Here is a 16,460-nt window from a genome sequence, read left to right on the forward strand (position 1 = left end):
TGTGAAACGACGAAGCAATCCATCTATCCACACGCTCGCGGATAGATGGATTGCTTCGTGGAGCCCGTCATCGGGCGCGCGTTCGCGCGACCCGGTGGCTCGCAATGACGGGATGGAATTATCTCGCCTTACGACTTCCGCCGAACCTCCTCCTGCCTGCGCCCTGCTGCGGCCGCGATCAGGCTCGCGGTGCATTCGTCGCAGACGAACGCACACTCATCGGTGAACAGGCCGATCCGTGCATCGAATCCGATCACCGCATCGTCGGCGAGACCGTCGATGACGCCGTCGCAACACAAGCACCGGTGCTGCGCTGCGAACTCTCGTTCCATGACGCGCCCTCCCGCCATCGCGGCTTCCCTCTCCGCAGCTTCCCTTGCGCTATATACTATCGTATATATCGAAAGCGACAAGGCAGGCGGGTGAACAAATCCGGTCGGGAACCCTGCAACCAATAAGCATCGACCGGAGACGATCGCCTAAAGAACTCCTGCCTGGTCCAACCAGGCTCATTGAGGAAACGCGATGATGATAAAGAACAATGGCGAAGCGGCATGCCCGCGCGCGAAGGGAGACTCGCTCAATATCCGCCGCGCATCGCTGCTCAGCGCGACGGCCATCATCCTCGCCCTCGGCGCGGCCGGCGCAGCCCGCGCCGAAACGGCTCCGGTCGGCGTGCCCGACAAGAGTTTCCCGGAGAGCGTGACCTCGACCTCCGACGGCACGCTTTACGTCGGCAGCTTCAATCAGGGCGGTGTGACGAAGATCGCGGGCGGCAAGGCCGAGCAGCTGGTCAAGCCCGGTGCCGGCGACAGCCGCTCGACGCTCGGCGTGCTCGCCGACGAGAAAAGTGGAACGCTCTATGTCTGCTCCAACGACATCTCTGGCTTCGGTGTCGCAGGTCCCAGCGAGACCAAGGGCGCCTGGCTAAAAACCTTCGATCTCAAGAGCGGTGCGCCGAAGGGCAGCTTTGCCCTAAGCGATCCGAAATCGCTTTGCAACGACATCGTGGTCGGCGCCGACGGCACCGCCTATGTCAGCGATTCCTTCACGCCGATCGTCTACAGCCTGAAGCCGAGCGGCACGGCGCTCGCGACCTTCGCCACCGACCCGCAGCTCGCGCCGGCCAAGGACGGCGTCGGGCTCGACGGCATCGCGATCGGCGCCGACGGCAACCTCTATGTCACGACCTTCATTCCGGCAAAGCTGTTCAAGATCGAGATGAAGGACGGCAAGGCCGGCGCGGTGACCGAGCTGAAGCCGTCGCGGCCGCTCGACCATGCCGACGCGCTGCGTGCCCATGGCGGCGGCCTGCTGCTGATCGAAGGCAACGGCAAGCTCGACAAGGTCACTGTCAAGGGCGACCAGGCCGAGATCGACACCATCAAGGACGGCCTCGCCGAGCCAGTTTCGGTGACCGCGATCGGCGGCACTGGCTGGATCGCCGAAGGCAAGCTGTCCTACATCATCGGCGACAACAAGGGGAAGGACCCCGGCCCGTTCACGCTGACGCCGGTCGCGCTGCCGTAGTGGCCACAAGACTCGTCATGGCCGGGCATAGCCGTTCGAAGAACGGCGTCGCTTCCGCTCGCCTGCGCCCGGCCATCCACGTCTTTCTTGTGCGGAAGCCAAGACCTAGATGCCCGGGCCAAGCCCGGGCATGACGGAAACTCTCTCACACCATGCGCTAGATCACATAAAACCCGTGCGTGCCGTCGCGGCGCAGCTGCTCGACCAGGCCGTATTCCCAATCGAGATAGGCCTGCATCGCCTGCTCCGCGACGTCGGTGCCTTCATAGGGACGACGGTAGCGGTGCGCAGGATCGGGCCTTGGCACGACGCGCGGCGGTCCCTTTTCCAGCGGGCCGTCATAGCCGCCTTCGTGCGCGTAAACCTCCCAGCCCATCTGCGCGAGCCAGGACGCCGTCATGTCTGCGCGGATGCTCCTGTCGTCGCTCAGCACGATGCGCGCGCCGCGCACGGGAGCCGCCATATCGATCTCCTGCACCAGCTGGCCGCCGGCATAATGGCGGAAGCCGGCCAGGTGACCCGCCGCGTATTCCTCGGCGTCGCGCACGTCGAAGCGATAAAGCGTGCGCTGTGCGTCCTGCTCCAACGCGGCAAGTTCACTCATGCCGATGTGGCGGACACCGGCGCGGTAGGCAACGTCACGCGCGTTGTCGGCGGCACCCTCGAACGGCCCGATATCGCCGCGCGTGCCGGCGCCGTGCTCGAGATCGTACCTGGAGAGCGTCCAGCCGATCGTTCCGTTGCGCAGCGCCCGCACCTTGTTGGGCAGCCCGGCATTGATCAACGACTGCGTCCCGATGATCGAGCGGGTGCGGCCGGCGCAGTTGACGATGATGGTGGTGTCGGGATCGGGCGCCGCGCCACCGGCGCGCAGCACCAGCTCGGCACCGGGCACGCTGACCGAGCCCGGGATGTTCATGGTGGCATATTCGTCGAAGCGGCGGACGTCGAGGATCGCGATGTTGGCCTTGTCAGATATCAGCGCGGCGACCTCGTCGGCACTCAGCGAGGGCGTATGCCTGCGCGACTCGACCAGCTCGCCGAACGCCTTGGCGTAGGAATTGACGTCCTCGAACATCTCGTAGCCGGCCGCCTTCCAGGCCTCGAGGCCACCCGCGAGCGCAGCGACGTTGCTGTAGCCGAGCGCCCGCAACCGGTCGGCCGCGGTGGCGACCAGCCCCTCGCCGTCATCGTAGAGAATGATCGGCACATCCTTGCGCGGCAATCGCAGCTCGGCTTCGAGCGCGATCCGGCCGGCCGCCATGTTGGCGGCGAACAGCGGATGGCCGGTGGCGAACTGCGCCTCATGCCTGACGTCGAGCAGCGCGATCTCCTGGCGCAGCAGCAATGTTGTGCGGATGGTCTGGGGCGTGACGGAAGCAAGGGTCATGGAATGCTGGCCTGGGCAGGAAAATCGGCAGGCCTGCTCTAGGCCGAATTCACGCGTCGTCAATAGGCTTAACCAAGTCGCAACCCCGCTGCCCGGGAGCTGAAATCCACGGAACGAAAACCGGCCATCCCGCTTTGCTCAACCGGGGCGCCTTGCTACGTTCCCCATCGGCCCCGTTGGCAGGCCTTCCGGACAAGAGAAGGCAGCGGGGCCGCGCCTGAAGCCTTGACAGTCTGAAGCCTTGGCGGCCTGAAGTTCTGGGAGGATGACCATGAGATCCGTCGGAAATGAACCATTGTCGCGTCACGCCCTCGCCTTCGTGCTGGCCGGCGGACGCGGCAGCAGATTGCTGGAGCTCACTGACCGCCGTGCCAAGCCGGCGGTCTATTTCGGCGGCAAGTCCCGCATCATCGATTTCGCGCTTTCCAATGCGGTGAATTCCGGCATCCGCCGCATCGCGGTGGCGACCCAGTACAAGGCGCACAGCCTGATCCGGCATCTGCAAGGCGGCTGGAACTTCTTCCGCCCGGAACGAAACGAGAGCTTCGATATCCTGCCCGCAAGCCAGCGCGTCTCGGAGACGATGTGGTATGTCGGCACAGCGGATGCGGTCTATCAGAACATCGACATCATCGAGGCGCACGGCACCAAGTACATCCTGGTGCTGGCCGGCGACCACGTCTACAAGATGGACTATGAGATCATGCTGAAGCAGCATGTCGAGAGCGGCGCCGACGTCACCGTCGGCTGCCTGGAAATGCCGCGGGCGGAATCCAGCGGCTTCGGTATCATGCACATCGACGAGAACGGCCTGATCCAGTCCTTCCTGGAGAAGCCGGCCGATCCGCCGCCGATGCCGGGCAAACCAGACAAGTCGCTCGCCAGCATGGGCATCTATGTGTTCAATTCGGAATTCCTGTTCGACGAATTGCGCCGCGATGCCGCCGACCCGAACTCGTCGCACGATTTCGGCAAGGACATCATCCCCTACATCGTGAAACACGGCCGCGCGATCGCGCATCAGTACAACGATTCCTGCGTCCGCTCCGGCGACGATCCTCGCGCCTATTGGCGGGACGCCGGCACCGTCGACGCCTATTGGGCCGCCAACATCGATCTCACCGACGTGGTGCCGGAGCTTGACCTCTACGATCGCGCATGGCCGATCTGGACCTATGCCGAGATCACGCCGCCAGCGAAATTCGTCCATGACGAGGACGGACGGCGCGGCCAGGCAGTGACCTCGCTGGTCTCGGGCGCCTGCATCATCTCCGGCGCGGCGCTGCGCCGCTCGCTGCTGTTCACCGGCGTCCACGTCAATTCCTACGCCAATATCGAGAACGCGGTGATCATGCCCTATGTGAATGTCGGCCGTGGCGCACAGCTGAAGAACGTCGTGATCGATCGCGGGGTGCGGATTCCGGAGGGGCTCGTGGTCGGCGAGGATCCCGAGTTCGACGGCAAGCGCTTCCGCACCACCGAACAGGGCGTCACCTTGATCACCCAGTCGATGATCGACAGGCTCGGGACATGACACCCATCCGCGTCCTCGCGGTCGCCTCGGAAGTCTACCCGATCGTTAAGACCGGCGGCCTCGCCGACGTGGTCGGCGCGCTGCCGGCGGCGCTCAACGAGCACGGCGTCACAACGCGGACGCTGGTGCCTGGCTATCCCGATATGCTGAAAGCGCTGGCCTCGGCAGAGACGCTGCTGCACTGGCCGGAATTTTATGGCGGGCCGGTCCGCGTGCTCGGTGGTATGCATGACGGCCTCGATCTCCTCGCGCTCGACGCGCCGCATCTCTATGCCCGCCCGGGCAATCCCTATGTCGGTCCCGACGGACGCGACTGGCCCGACAACGGTATCCGCTTTGCGGCGCTGTCGCGCATGGCGGCCGAGATCGGCCAGGGAGCAATCGAGACCTTCGTGCCCGACATCGTGCATGCCCATGACTGGCAGGCGGGCCTCGCGCCGGCCTATCTGCACTATGGCGGACGACCGCGGCCGGGCACGGTGATGACCGTGCACAACCTCGCCTATCAGGGACAGTTCTCGCCGGACATGCTGACGACGTTCGGCCTGCCGGGCGAGGCCTATGCGCTGCACGGCGTCGAATATTACGGCACCATCAGCCTGCTGAAGGCTGGCCTGCAATTCGCCGACCGCATCACCACGGTGTCGCCGACCTACGCGCAGGAGATCCAGAGCGACGAAGGCGGCATGGGGCTCGGCGGCCTGTTGCGCGAACGCGCCGACGTGCTGAGCGGCATCCTCAACGGCATCGACATCACGGTGTGGAATCCGGCCACCGATCCGGCCATCGTTGCGCGTTACAGCGCCGGGCAGCCGGCAGCGCGCGCGGCCAACAAGGCGGCGCTGCAGCAGCGGTTCGGCCTTGATCCGGCGCCGGATGCGATGCTGCTCGGCGTCATCAGCCGGTTGTCCTGGCAGAAGGGCCTCGACCTGCTGCTCGAGAACATCCCGACACTGCTCGGTGAAGGCATCCAGCTCGCGCTGCTCGGCAGCGGCGATCGCGATCTGCAGGATCGCTACGCGGCGCTGGCGCAGGACAATCCCGGGCGGATCGGAGTCGTGATCGGCTATGACGAGACGCTGGCGCATCTGATCCAGGCCGGCGCCGATGCGCTCGCGGTGCCGTCGCGCTTCGAGCCATGCGGCCTTACCCAGCTGTGCGCGCTGCGCTACGGCGCCGTGCCTGTTGTCGCCAATGTCGGCGGCCTCGCCGACACAGTGCTCGACTTCGACGAAGCCACGGTCACCGGCGAAGCGGCGACCGGCGTCAAGTTCGCGCCCCTCACCTCGGACGCGCTCGCGCGCGGCTTGCGCAAGGCAAACCTCTTGTTCAACGACAAGGTGACCTGGCGCCGGCTGCAGCAGGCCGGCATGGCCACCGACGTCTCCTGGCACAATCGTGCTGGCCGCTATGCTGCGCTCTATCGCGAGCTCGCCGCGGCGCGGCGCGGCGCTAGAACATGATCCGGAAAAGTGTGAAGCGGTTTTCCCTCGCGACAAACGCGGAGCGTTTGCGCGGAGATCATGCTCAAGACAAGGCCCGATCAGTTCAGCAGATCGCACGCCGCGATGCGGTTGATGTCGGCCAGCCGCCGGTCGGAATTTCCCTTGAGATCAAGGCTTGCGACGAGGTCGAGCAGCCGGCCATAGGCGCGGTCGGCGACCGCCACCGGCAGCGGTTCCTCGTCGAAGGTTTCGACGTAATTGCCGACGAGACCGCTCAGCAGCCGGCAAACGCCGCGTTGCTCCGGGTCGTCCTTGCTCAAGGTTTCAAGTTTTTGCTGGAAGGTCCTGAAGGTTCGCAGGCCGTGCGGCTGCTGCGAAAGCCAATTGTGCAGATCAGGATGCAGTTCGGTCATATCAGCCTCTTCAAAATGGAGAAGAAGCTACTGGCTTATACAGCCGATCAGGATGCCGCGCCATCACAATTTCGCATGCATCCTCTGCCGCGGCTGCGCGAGCCGTGTCACCGGATTGCTACGCAACGCGATTACAATCGCGCGAGTGCCGAAAGGATTTTGTAGCGCGCGATCTCGTGCGGATAGTCGCCGCGATTGGCGAGCAGCACGATGCCGAGCCGGCGCGCGGGCACCAGGCCGACATAGGCCGAGGCATTGTTGAGCCCGCCCGGCTTGTCGATGACGGTGACGTCATCGAGCCGCACATGCTCCCACGCCATCGCCTGCCCGAACTTCGCATCGACGCGAAAGCTCTCGCGCTCGGTCATCTGCAATGCCGCGCGCAGTTCGGGATCGATCACCGCGTTGTCGAGACAGGCGCGCAGCAGGATGCCGAGATCGCGCGCGGAGGAGAACATCTGGCCGGTGCCCGGAAAGTCGTAATAGCTCTGCTGGTTGCCCGGCGGACCGATCGGCGTGCCGTTATGGGCGTAACCCTGCACCATGCGCTGCATGATCGCGAGCGCCATCGACGCGCGGCTGTCTTGGCTGCGATCCGGAACGAAGGTCGATGTCATGCCGAGCGGCTTGAGGATGCGGCTCTCGATCAACGTCGCGATCGGCATGCGATAGCGCTGCTCCAGAACCAGCTGCAGCAGCACATAGCCGGCATGGCTGTAGATCCGCTGCTCGCCGGGCTGCTCCCCTGCCGGTGGCGTCCATGCATTGAGCATCGCGATGAACTAATCGCGGCTGAAAGTTTCATTCGGCCATGGCGGGTGGTCGGTCGGCAGCAGCAGGCCAGACGTGTGAGCGACGAGTTCGCCGATCGTGACGCGGCTGATGTAGTCGCCGTTGAGCTCGGGCAGATACTTCGCAACCGGATCGTCCAGCCGCAATTCGCCGCGCTTGGTGCCGAGCGCGACCAGCGTCGCCTCGAACAGCTTGCGCAGCGAGGCGAGGTTGAACAGCGTGTCGGGGGTGACCGGCCGCCTCGCCGCCGCGTCAGCGAAACCGTAGTTGAAGAAGGTGATCTGGCCGCCGGCATAGACCGCCGCGGCGAGGCCGCCCGGATCGGTCGCGGTCGCGGTCGGCGCAAGCTCGGTCGTGACGATATCCCTGATCTGCGCATCCATGTCCGAATCCGCGCGTGCCACCGCAAGCAAGCCAGCAGCGACGGCAAACAGGACGGCCGCGATCCGGACGGAGAGCGATGGTCTCATAAGGAACGAAGACGTCTCATGAAGAACAAAATCGGGACGATGTTGCGGTTCGACCCGCGGGCGGACCTGTTCAGCCATCGAGAGATGGCGACATCGCGATCTTAAGCGATGGAACCTGTGCGTCCGAATTCACGATTGCGCGTGTTGTGCCCTGCCCCGGCGGGCGGGGAAGGGGCGGCCCGATTGCAGTCCCGGCGATCAGTGCCGGGAACCGCGCTCGCGACCGCCCTCCCACTCCAGCCACGGTGCGGGAACTGCAATCGAAAAAAAACGAGGGACGTTTGAAAATGTCGGGAGCGTGCTTGGACAGGAAGATGGAACCAGCACGTGCCGGGCCGACCGTCGATATGTCTGACTTCGTCACATTCCGCTCCCAACCGGGAACCGTTTCTTAAGTTCGTCAATCAACGGTTGCATAGGCCTATTGGATTCGAGTGACAAGACATGGCGGCCTGCGGCGAATTGTCCGGTTCCAGATGCCGGATGCGCGCGCTGCCTGATTAAGCATGGCTTAACCATTGATCGCGCGGTGCGAGACTATGCGGCGCGCGATCGGACGATCGACCGCGGCAACGACGCCAACAGCAGCACGAGGCAGACGCAGAGCAGCACAATGTCCTTGAACAGGAACTCGCCGGCCAGGTTCCAGGCCATCGGGTCGGTCGACAGGCTCCATTTGACCACCCCGGGCGTCGTGAAGAAGAACGACCACGTGATGGCGAAGGTGATGACGCCCATCAGCGAACCGATCGCGGACAGGAGCGGGTTGAACGCACCGGCGGCAAGCAGCACGGCGATGCCGAATTCGGCCACGCCAAGCACATAGGCCTCGCCCCGGAGGCCAAACACCGATAGCCACGAAATGAACGGGCTGTTGCTGATGAACTGCACGATGCCCTGGGCGGATTGCAGCGTGAACTTCTGCATGCCGAACGACACGAAGATCACAACCATGACCCAGCGCAGGATCGCGAGCGGACGATAAGACCCCTCGCCTTGCTCGGCGATGTTGAACGACAAATTCATGCGGATGTTTCTTCCCTCGGTGCGATGCCATCATCGGCCGCTGTTGCGGCGTTCGTGGCTGACTACGCAGCGCGGCGTGCGCGCGTTACGCTTGGGATAGGGTCGCGCCTTCACAATGATGTGCAGATGAGGTGATGAAGATCGTCGCCAGCCGCGACAAACTCAGGCGCGCTGCCGCAGCGGCCGCGCGTCTTTCGCCGGCACCGGCATGGTGAAACCGTACAGGAACAGATCCACCACCATGTCGGCGAATTCCCCAGGATCGATCCCGCCCTTCGGGTCGTACCAGGTGTGGCTGAAGTTCAGGATGCCGAACAGCATCATGCTGTAGATCTTCTTGGTCCGCTTGACGATCTTGCCTTCCTTGTCGAGCTTGACCAGAAGATCCGAGACCGTATCGACTAGCTGGCGCTCCAGCGCCTTGATCGCATCTTGCTCGGTCTCGCCGAGGAACGAGAGGTCGTTGAGGATCACGCGCTGCTCGTCGCTCGAGCGCGCGTTGAGCGCCACGATGGCCTGGATCGCGGCGCGGAACTGCTCCAGCGTCGCGGTCTTGTCGGCCATCGCGGCCTCGACATCGGCGATCATCTCGCGGATATGCGCATCGAGGATCGCGAACAGGATCGCTTCCTTCGAGTCGAAATAATGGTACAGCGCGCCGCGCGACAGCTTGCAGGCATCGGCAAGGTCCGCGATCGAGGCACGCATATAGCCCTGCCGCGCGAACAGGCCGCAGGCGGTGGTGAGGATGCGCTGCTGGATCTCGTCGTAATTTTCCGAGCGCGTCCGCGCCATTACAGTCTCTCTCGTGCACCATCGGCACCGCCGGAATCGGGCGGCCGCCGTCTCTCTATACTACCGCCGCCCCGCGCGCTCCTCCCCCTTGCGGGCGCCATCCACCAGAACTCTTCCATCGCTCGCGGCATCGGCGACCTGCGTCAAAAAATAATTTGAACGACCGGTCGGATTATATTATCGTGCCCGTCATCAAGCAAGCAGATTGCGCACGCCGGGACCAACCCGGCGGCATCGAGGGAGGTTGCGCGTGGATTCTCAGAAGGTCGATGCTGTCGTGATCGGTGCCGGTGCCGGCGGGCTGTGCGCCGCGGCGCGGCTCGCCCATGGCGGGCTGCATACGCTCGTCGTCGACGACAAAGACCGGCTCGGCGGACGGGCCTCGACCGAGGAGATCGACGGCTTCAAGGTCAATATCGGCGCGATCGCGATCGAGTTCGGCGGCGTGTTCGAGGAAACCTTCCACACCGTCGGCGCGCCGCTCGACATCCGCGCGCCGGAGCCCGCGAGTTCGTTCTTCATCGACGGCAAGGTGATCGACGTCGGCCGCGGCGGCTGGTCGCTACTGCTCGGTCAACTGACCAAACAGGCTTCGCGCATCCTGGAGAAATTCGCCGATGCCCGCTCCGGCAATCTGCCCGACGGACGGCAATCGACCGAGGACTGGCTGAAGGGCTACACCAGCAACGCCACGGTGCACGCGCTGTTCCGCAACCTCTGCGCGGCGATCTTCGCCTGCAACGCGGCCGAGCTGCCGGCCCGCGCCTTCCTGACCTATTTCACCAGCAAGGGCGCCTTCAAGAAGTTCGGCTTCTGCCCGCAAGGCACGATCGGCGTCTGGAACAGCCTCGGCACCGCCATCAGGCGCAATGGCGACATCTGGCTCGGCACGCCCGCGACGTCGATCCACACATCCAATGGCAAGGTCGATGGCGTCACTGTGCTCAGGAACGGCGAGAAGGTACGGATCGACACCGATCTCGTCATCAGCAACGCCGGCCCGAAGGCCACCGTCTCACTGGCCGGCAAGGAGGCGTTCCCAGCGGATTATATCGCCAAGGTGAAGAACGACCTTCGCCCGGCTGCCAACATCGTCATCAATGTCGCGAGCCGCGAGCCGCTGATCAACCATCCCGGCATCGTCACCTTCGGCAAGACGCGCCGGCTCTGCAACATGGCGAACCTTTCCGCGACCTGTCCGGAACTGGCGCCACCCGGCTGGCACCTCTATGTCGCCTATGCCGTGCCGGTGCCGGCGCTCGGCGATTTCGATTCCGATGCCGAGGTCGCGCTGGCGCTCGAGGATCTTCGCGAGCAGTTCGCGAATTTCGACCAGGCGAAAATCCTGTCGATCCGCGTGATGCGCGACGACTGGCCGGCGCAACGCAGCTGCGCCGGTTACGACCTGCCGCGCGAGACCGGCATCGAAGGCCTGTGGTGCGTCGGCGACGCGGTGAAGCAATATGGCAATGGCGGCACCCAGGCTTGCGCCGAGACCGCCAAGATCGTCACCGATGCGATCCTCGCCGCACGGCCGCATCTCGCGGCCGCCCGGGTCTGAGCAAGATGCCGACGACCATCCCGCATCCGACGCCGCAAGCAGCGCCGCTCACTGCGCCGGCGCGGGACGGCCTGCTCGAATTCCGCAACATCCGCATCGTCTACGACAACGCGATCGAGGCGATCCGCGACGTCTCGATCGCGGTGCCCGAGGGCAACATCGTCGCCCTGCTCGGCTCCAACGGCGCCGGCAAGTCGACGCTGCTGAAGGCGATGTCCGGCATCCTCTACACCGAGGAAGGCGTGATCGAGAACGGCAGCATCCGCTTCCGGGGCGACGAGGTGCATCATCTTGCGCCGGACGAGCTGGTCCGCCGCGGCATCGTGCAGGTGCCGGAGGGCCGCCGCGTGTTCGCGGCGCTGACCATCGACGAGAACCTGCAGATGGGCGGCTATACCAGGACCGGCGCCGAGGCACGCGAGCGGCGCGACAAGGTGTTTGCGCTGTTCCCGCGGCTGCATGAGCGGCGCGACCAGATCGCGGGCTACATGTCCGGCGGCGAGCAGCAGATGCTCGCAATCGGCCGCGCCTTGATGACCGATCCCGTGCTGCTGGCGCTCGACGAGCCGTCGCTCGGCCTCGCGCCCTTGATCATCGACCGCATCTATGAGGTGATCGTTCGGCTGCGCGACGAGCTGAAGATGACGGTGTTGCTGGTCGAGCAGAACGCGCAGCGGGCGCTCGATATTGCCGACTACGGCTACATCCTGGAGACCGGCCGCGTCGTGCTCGACGGTACGGCAAAAAAGCTCAGCGCCAACGAGGACGTCCAGGAGTTCTACCTCGGCGTCTCCTCCGCCGGCCGCAAGAGCCTGCGCGACGTCAAGCACTACAAGCGCCGCAAGCGGTGGCTGTCGTGACCGTGCTGCTTGCGATCGAGAACCTGTCAAAACGCTTCGGTGGCCTGCAGGCGGTCACCGATGTCAGCCTTCAAGTCAGCTCGGGCGAGATTTGCAGCGTGATCGGCCCGAACGGCGCCGGCAAGACCACGCTGTTCAACATGATCTCGGGCGTGCTGCGGCCGAGCGACGGCCGTATCACCTTCGACGGCATTGACCTTGCGACCATTTCTCCCTGGAAATTCGCGGCCGTCGGCATCGGCCGCACCTTCCAGAATCTGGCGCTGTTCAAGCACGGCACTGTGGTCGAGAACATCCTGACCGGCCGCCACACCCATCTGCGCTCGACCGTGCTCGATGCCGTGGTGTTCTTCGGCCGCACCCGCAAGGAGGAGATCGCGGCGCGGCAGCGGGTCGAGCACATCATCGAATTCCTCGAGATCGAGCATATCAGGGACGCGGTGGTCGGCACGCTGTCCTACGGCCAGCAGAAGCGCGTCGAGCTTGCCCGCGCGCTCGCCTGCGAGCCGAAACTGCTGCTGCTCGACGAGATGGTCTCCGGCATGAACCAGGAGGAGACCGAGGACATCGCGCGCTTCGTGCTCGACATCCGCGACGAGCTCGGCATCACCGTCGTGATGATCGAGCATGAGATGCGCATCGTGATGGACATCTCCGACCGTGTCCATGTGCTGAATTTCGGCCGCAAGATCGCCGAAGGCACGCCCGACGAGGTCAGGCGCGATCCCGCCGTCGCGGAGGCCTATCTTGGCGGCCAGCGTACTGAGGCGATGAAGGTGGGCGCGTGATGTCGACGATGGACAGCCTCCGCACCGCTCACCCGCCGCTGCAGGCGAGCACGCCGCGCAACCCGCCGGCAACGAACGCCGATACGTTCCAGGCCGTGCTTGAGAATGCTTCCATCACCATCCCGCAATTGCTGCGGCAGCGCGCCGCCATGCATGGCGAGGCGCTGGCGCTGCGCGAGAAGGACTACGGCATCTGGACTCCCTATTCCTGGCGGCACTATTACGAGACCGCGCGCGCGGTCGCACTCGGCCTGCTCTCGCTCGGCATCAAGCCCGGCGACCGCGTTGCCATCGCCGGAGAAAACACACCGGAATGGTTTTACGCCGATCTCGGCATCCAGATGATCGGCGCCGTCGCGGTCGGCATCTATCCGACCAATCCCTGGGTCGAACTGCAATACATCGTCAAGCATTCGGGCGCCCGGATCGTCGTCACCGGCGATCAGGAACAGACCGACAAGGTGCTCGGCGCGATGGCCAACAATGGCGGCCTGCCGGATCTCGAGGCCATTGTCTGCATCGACATGAAGGGCCTGCGGCATTACCGGCAATCGGAACTGATGTCGTTCGCTGCACTCTGCGAGCGCGGCAAAGCCTACGCCGAGGTAAACCCGGAGGCAGACGCCACGCTCGATCGTTTGATCAGCCAAAGCGCGCCCGACGATGTCTGCATCCTCGTCTACACCTCGGGCACGACCGGCCCGCCCAAGGGCGCGATGCTGACCCACCGCAATCTGGTCTACGCCGCCTATGCCTATGCCAAAGCCGTCGGCATCGCCGACAAGCCGTTCGAGGCGGTGAGCTACCTGCCGCTGTGCCACGTCGCCGAGCGCTGCTACGGCACGGTGACGCATCTGGTGCTCGGCGGCACCGTCTCGTTCGCCGAATCGATCGACACGGTCGCGATCAACATCCGCGAAATCGCGCCGACCTTCTTCGTCGGCGTGCCCCGCATCTACGAGAAACTGCAGCAGGGCTTCCTGTTCCGGCTCGGCGAGAGCGGCCGGCTGCGGCAGGGCTTTACCAAGGCCTGCCTCGCCTGGGGTCGCACGCTGTCGGATCGCCGGCAGGCCGGGAAGGACAACTGGCTCGATCGCGCCGCCTACGGCCTGCTCTATCTCCTGATGTTCCGCAATCTACAGCGCCATCTCGGCTTCGCGACCAGTCGTCATCGGCTCTGCGCCGGCGCCTCGATCTCGCCGGAGACGCTGCGCTTCTTCGACATCATCGGCCGGCCGGTGTCACAGGGCTATGGCCTGACCGAAAGCGGCGGCGTCGCCTTCATCCAGACCGCAAGCCATCACCGGATCGGCGGCTGCGGCGTGCCGCTGCCGCAGACCGAATGGAAACTCGACAGCGACGGCGAGATCCTGTTGCGCAACCCCGGCGTCTTCAAGGGCTACTTCCTCGACGAGAAGGCCTCGACGGCTTCGCTGGAGACGGGCGGCTGGCTACGCACCGGTGACATCATTGACGTCCTCGACAATGGCGAGATCGCCGTGGTCGACCGCAAGAAGGCGATCATCATCACCGCCGGCGGCAAGAACATCACGCCGTCCGAGATCGAGAACGCGCTGAAGGATTCCGAATTCATCAAGGAAGCGATCGTGGTCGGCGAAGCCAAGAAGTATCTCGGCGCCATCGTCCAGGTCGACTACGACAATGTCGGCCGCTGGGCCCGCGACCGGGCGCTGGCCTACACCAACTACAAGTCGCTGTCGCAGCTTCCGGAGGTCAACGAACTGGTCGAGCGTATCGTTGGCGAGACCAACAAGCGCTTCGCCCGGGTCGAGAACATCAGGCGCTTCGCCATCCTCGAGAAAGAACTCGACCACGACGACGGCGAATTGACCGCCACGCAGAAGGTGCGCCGCGCCATGATCGAAAAGAAGTTCGCGCGGGAGCTCGCCATCATCTACCGGGCGGAGGGCTGAATGCAGTATCTCATCCAGCTCCTGATCTCGGGGCTCGCGATCGGTGCGATCTACGGCCTGATCGCGATGGGCTTTGCGGTGATCTACAAGTCGACCGGGCTGGTCAATTTCGCGCAGGGCGAGATGACCATGATCACAGCCTATATCGCCTGGACCATCTCGACCACGGTCAGCGGCAATGTGTTCGTCGTCGCATTGGGAGCAATCTTCGCCGCGATCCTGCTCGGCCTCATCATCGAGCGCTTCGTGATGCGGCCGATGCTGGGCGAGCCGGTATTCGCGACCGTGATGGTGACGATCGGGCTCGCGGTGATCCTGCGCTCGGCAATCAACTTCATCTGGGACGCCTATCCGCACGGGCTCGATATCGGCATGGGCCGCGGCATCGTGCATCTCGGCGGCATCGGCGTGCGCACCGGCCAGCTTGCCGTCATCGCGACGCTACTTTTGCTGCTGGCCGCGATCTGGGCGTTCTTCCGCTACAGCAAGGTCGGCGTCGCGATGCGTGCGGTCGCGGCCGACGACCGCACCGCGCTGTTGATGGGCATCAGCGCGACCCGCGTGCATGCGCTGGCCTGGGCCGCGTCCTCAGTGATCGCCGGGATCGGCGGCGTGTTCTTCGCGCTGTCCTATGACCTCTCGCCGGCGATGTTCCAGCTCGGGCTGAAGGCGTTTCCGGCCACCATCCTCGGCGGCCTCGACGCCGTGCTCGGCTCCGGCCTCGGCGGCCTGCTGATCGGGATCACCGAAAACCTCGCCGGCGGTTATGTCGGCTCCGGCATGAAGGAGGTCGCGGGCTTTGCCATGATCATCGTTGTACTGATGGTCCGCCCGTTCGGCATCTTCGGCGAACGGGACATCGAGAGGGTGTGATGCGCACCGGCGACTACAAGCAGAGCTATGGCGAACTGGTCGCGCTGATCGATTCCCCGCCGGTCTGGCTGTGGTCGGCGGTGCTGCTGCTAGCGTTGATCGCGGCCCCTCATCTGCTGAACTCCTACGCGCTGTCGTTCCTGATGATCATCCTGATCACAGTGACCGGCGCGCTCGGCCTCAACATCCTGACCGGCTATACCGGCCTGATCTCGCTCGGCCATGTCGGGTTCCTGGTCACCGGCGCCTATGCCTATGCGGTGCTGGTCTCGAGGTACCACATGCCGCCGCTGGTCGGCTTCCTCGGGGCTGGCGTGGTGCCGGCGCTGGCCAGCCTGATCGTCGGCGCGCCGTCGCTGCGGCTCAAGGGGCTCTATCTCGCGATCACCACGCTCGCCTTCTCCTTCATCATCAACACCGTGATCCTGGAGATGCGCTGGCTCACCAACGGCGCCCGCGGCATCCAGGTGCAGCGGCCGGAAATCTTCGGCATCAGCTTCGACAGCGATGCGGCCTTTACCTATCTCTGCCTCGGCATCGCCGTTCTGACTCTGCTCGCGACCCTCAACATCCGCCGCAGCCGGGTCGGCCGCGCCTTCGTCGCGATCCGCGACAACGACACCGCGGCCCGCGTCATGGGCATCAATCTGCATGCCTACAAGCTGTTCGCCTTCGTCACCTCGGCCTTCATCACCGGCATCGCCGGCGCGCTCTACGGCATTTATCTCTCCTTCGTCAGCGTCGAGGGCTTTCCGTTCCTGCTCTCGATCGAGGCGCTGGCGATCCTGATCGTCGGCGGGCTCGGCTCCGCGCTCGGCGCGGTGCTCGGCACCATCCTGATCGTGCTGCTGCCGGAGGCGACAAGGCTCGTCTTTAGCCTGTTCAGCGCACAGTTGGACGCGAGCTTCACGACCGGCGCGCAGGAGCTGAAGAGCATGCTCTACGGCCTCGTCATCATCCTGTTCCTGCGCTTCCAGCCCCGCGGGCTGGTCGGCGCCTGGCACGACATCAGGCGGACCTGGGTGCACTGGCCGCTGCGCTACTAATCA

General features: G+C 64.7%; 14 protein-coding genes and 1 pseudogene. 9 read left to right on the top strand and 6 right to left on the bottom strand.

Features of this window, described 5'->3' with window-relative positions:
- Positions 1 to 128: 128 nt before the first annotated feature.
- On the bottom strand, positions 129 to 332 hold the full coding sequence (locus K359_RS61440) for a hypothetical protein (RefSeq protein WP_156928630.1): 204 nt from the start codon (positions 330 to 332) through the stop codon (positions 129 to 131).
- A 193-nt stretch (positions 333 to 525) separates the two neighbouring features.
- On the opposite strand from K359_RS61440, the gene K359_RS0123090 reads away from it, so the two are divergent.
- Positions 526 to 1,530, top strand: coding sequence for a hypothetical protein (locus tag K359_RS0123090; protein WP_245284697.1), 1,005 nt, complete (start codon positions 526 to 528; stop codon positions 1,528 to 1,530).
- 157 nt (positions 1,531 to 1,687) lie between these two features.
- Here the strand turns inward: K359_RS0123090 and K359_RS0123095 are convergent, their stop codons facing one another.
- Positions 1,688 to 2,920, bottom strand: a complete 1,233-nt coding sequence (locus K359_RS0123095; protein ID WP_029081461.1) for a rhodanese-like domain-containing protein — start codon at positions 2,918 to 2,920, stop codon at positions 1,688 to 1,690.
- A 271-nt stretch (positions 2,921 to 3,191) separates the two neighbouring features.
- Between K359_RS0123095 and glgC the strand changes: the two genes are divergently transcribed.
- Positions 3,192 to 4,454 (top strand): glucose-1-phosphate adenylyltransferase, encoded by a 1,263-nt coding sequence (gene glgC / locus K359_RS0123100; protein ID WP_029081462.1) that lies wholly within the window; start codon positions 3,192 to 3,194, stop codon positions 4,452 to 4,454.
- Positions 4,451 to 5,917, top strand: a complete 1,467-nt coding sequence (gene glgA, locus K359_RS0123105; protein ID WP_029081463.1) for a glycogen synthase GlgA — start codon at positions 4,451 to 4,453, stop codon at positions 5,915 to 5,917. Before glgC ends, glgA begins: the two co-directional genes overlap by 4 nt.
- Positions 5,918 to 5,997: 80 nt before the next feature.
- Here the strand turns inward: glgA and K359_RS64530 are convergent, their stop codons facing one another.
- The 4 genes and pseudogenes from K359_RS64530 to K359_RS0123125 form a co-directional block, all read right to left on the bottom strand.
- Positions 5,998 to 6,312, bottom strand: coding sequence for a hypothetical protein (locus K359_RS64530; protein ID WP_029081464.1), 315 nt, complete (start codon positions 6,310 to 6,312; stop codon positions 5,998 to 6,000).
- A gap of 131 nt (positions 6,313 to 6,443) precedes the next feature.
- Positions 6,444 to 7,487 (bottom strand): annotated as a pseudogene (locus K359_RS52725) (serine hydrolase).
- A gap of 624 nt (positions 7,488 to 8,111) precedes the next feature.
- The gene (locus tag K359_RS0123120) at positions 8,112 to 8,600 is read right to left on the bottom strand and encodes a DUF417 family protein (RefSeq protein ID WP_029081465.1); all 489 of its coding nucleotides are present in this window, start codon (positions 8,598 to 8,600) and stop codon (positions 8,112 to 8,114) included.
- A 162-nt stretch (positions 8,601 to 8,762) separates the two neighbouring features.
- Complete coding sequence (locus K359_RS0123125; RefSeq protein ID WP_029081466.1) at positions 8,763 to 9,395, bottom strand: TetR/AcrR family transcriptional regulator; 633 nt, start codon at positions 9,393 to 9,395, stop codon at positions 8,763 to 8,765.
- A 250-nt stretch (positions 9,396 to 9,645) separates the two neighbouring features.
- On the opposite strand from K359_RS0123125, the gene K359_RS0123130 reads away from it, so the two are divergent.
- The 6 genes from K359_RS0123130 to K359_RS0123155 are packed head-to-tail and all read left to right on the top strand — an operon-like array spanning position 9,646 to position 16,457.
- On the top strand, positions 9,646 to 10,956 hold the full coding sequence (locus K359_RS0123130) for an NAD(P)/FAD-dependent oxidoreductase (RefSeq protein ID WP_245284698.1): 1,311 nt from the start codon (positions 9,646 to 9,648) through the stop codon (positions 10,954 to 10,956).
- Between the two features lie 5 nt (positions 10,957 to 10,961).
- Positions 10,962 to 11,816 (top strand): ABC transporter ATP-binding protein, encoded by an 855-nt coding sequence (locus tag K359_RS0123135; protein ID WP_029081468.1) that lies wholly within the window; start codon positions 10,962 to 10,964, stop codon positions 11,814 to 11,816.
- A complete protein-coding gene (locus tag K359_RS0123140; RefSeq protein ID WP_029081469.1) occupies positions 11,813 to 12,604 on the top strand; it encodes an ABC transporter ATP-binding protein in 792 nt (263 codons plus the stop codon). Before K359_RS0123135 ends, K359_RS0123140 begins: the two co-directional genes overlap by 4 nt.
- Positions 12,604 to 14,538, top strand: coding sequence for a long-chain fatty acid--CoA ligase (locus tag K359_RS0123145; protein WP_029081470.1), 1,935 nt, complete (start codon positions 12,604 to 12,606; stop codon positions 14,536 to 14,538). Before K359_RS0123140 ends, K359_RS0123145 begins: the two co-directional genes overlap by 1 nt.
- Complete coding sequence (locus tag K359_RS0123150) at positions 14,539 to 15,411, top strand: branched-chain amino acid ABC transporter permease (protein WP_029081471.1); 873 nt, start codon at positions 14,539 to 14,541, stop codon at positions 15,409 to 15,411.
- Positions 15,411 to 16,457, top strand: coding sequence for a branched-chain amino acid ABC transporter permease (locus K359_RS0123155; protein WP_029081472.1), 1,047 nt, complete (start codon positions 15,411 to 15,413; stop codon positions 16,455 to 16,457). The genes K359_RS0123150 and K359_RS0123155 overlap by 1 nt, the downstream gene beginning before the upstream one ends.
- Positions 16,458 to 16,460 lie beyond the last annotated feature (3 nt).

The sequence above is a fragment of the Bradyrhizobium sp. th-b2 genome, assembly GCF_000426785.1.
In the GTDB taxonomy this organism is placed as follows: Bacteria; Pseudomonadota; Alphaproteobacteria; order Rhizobiales; family Xanthobacteraceae; genus Bradyrhizobium; species Bradyrhizobium septentrionale.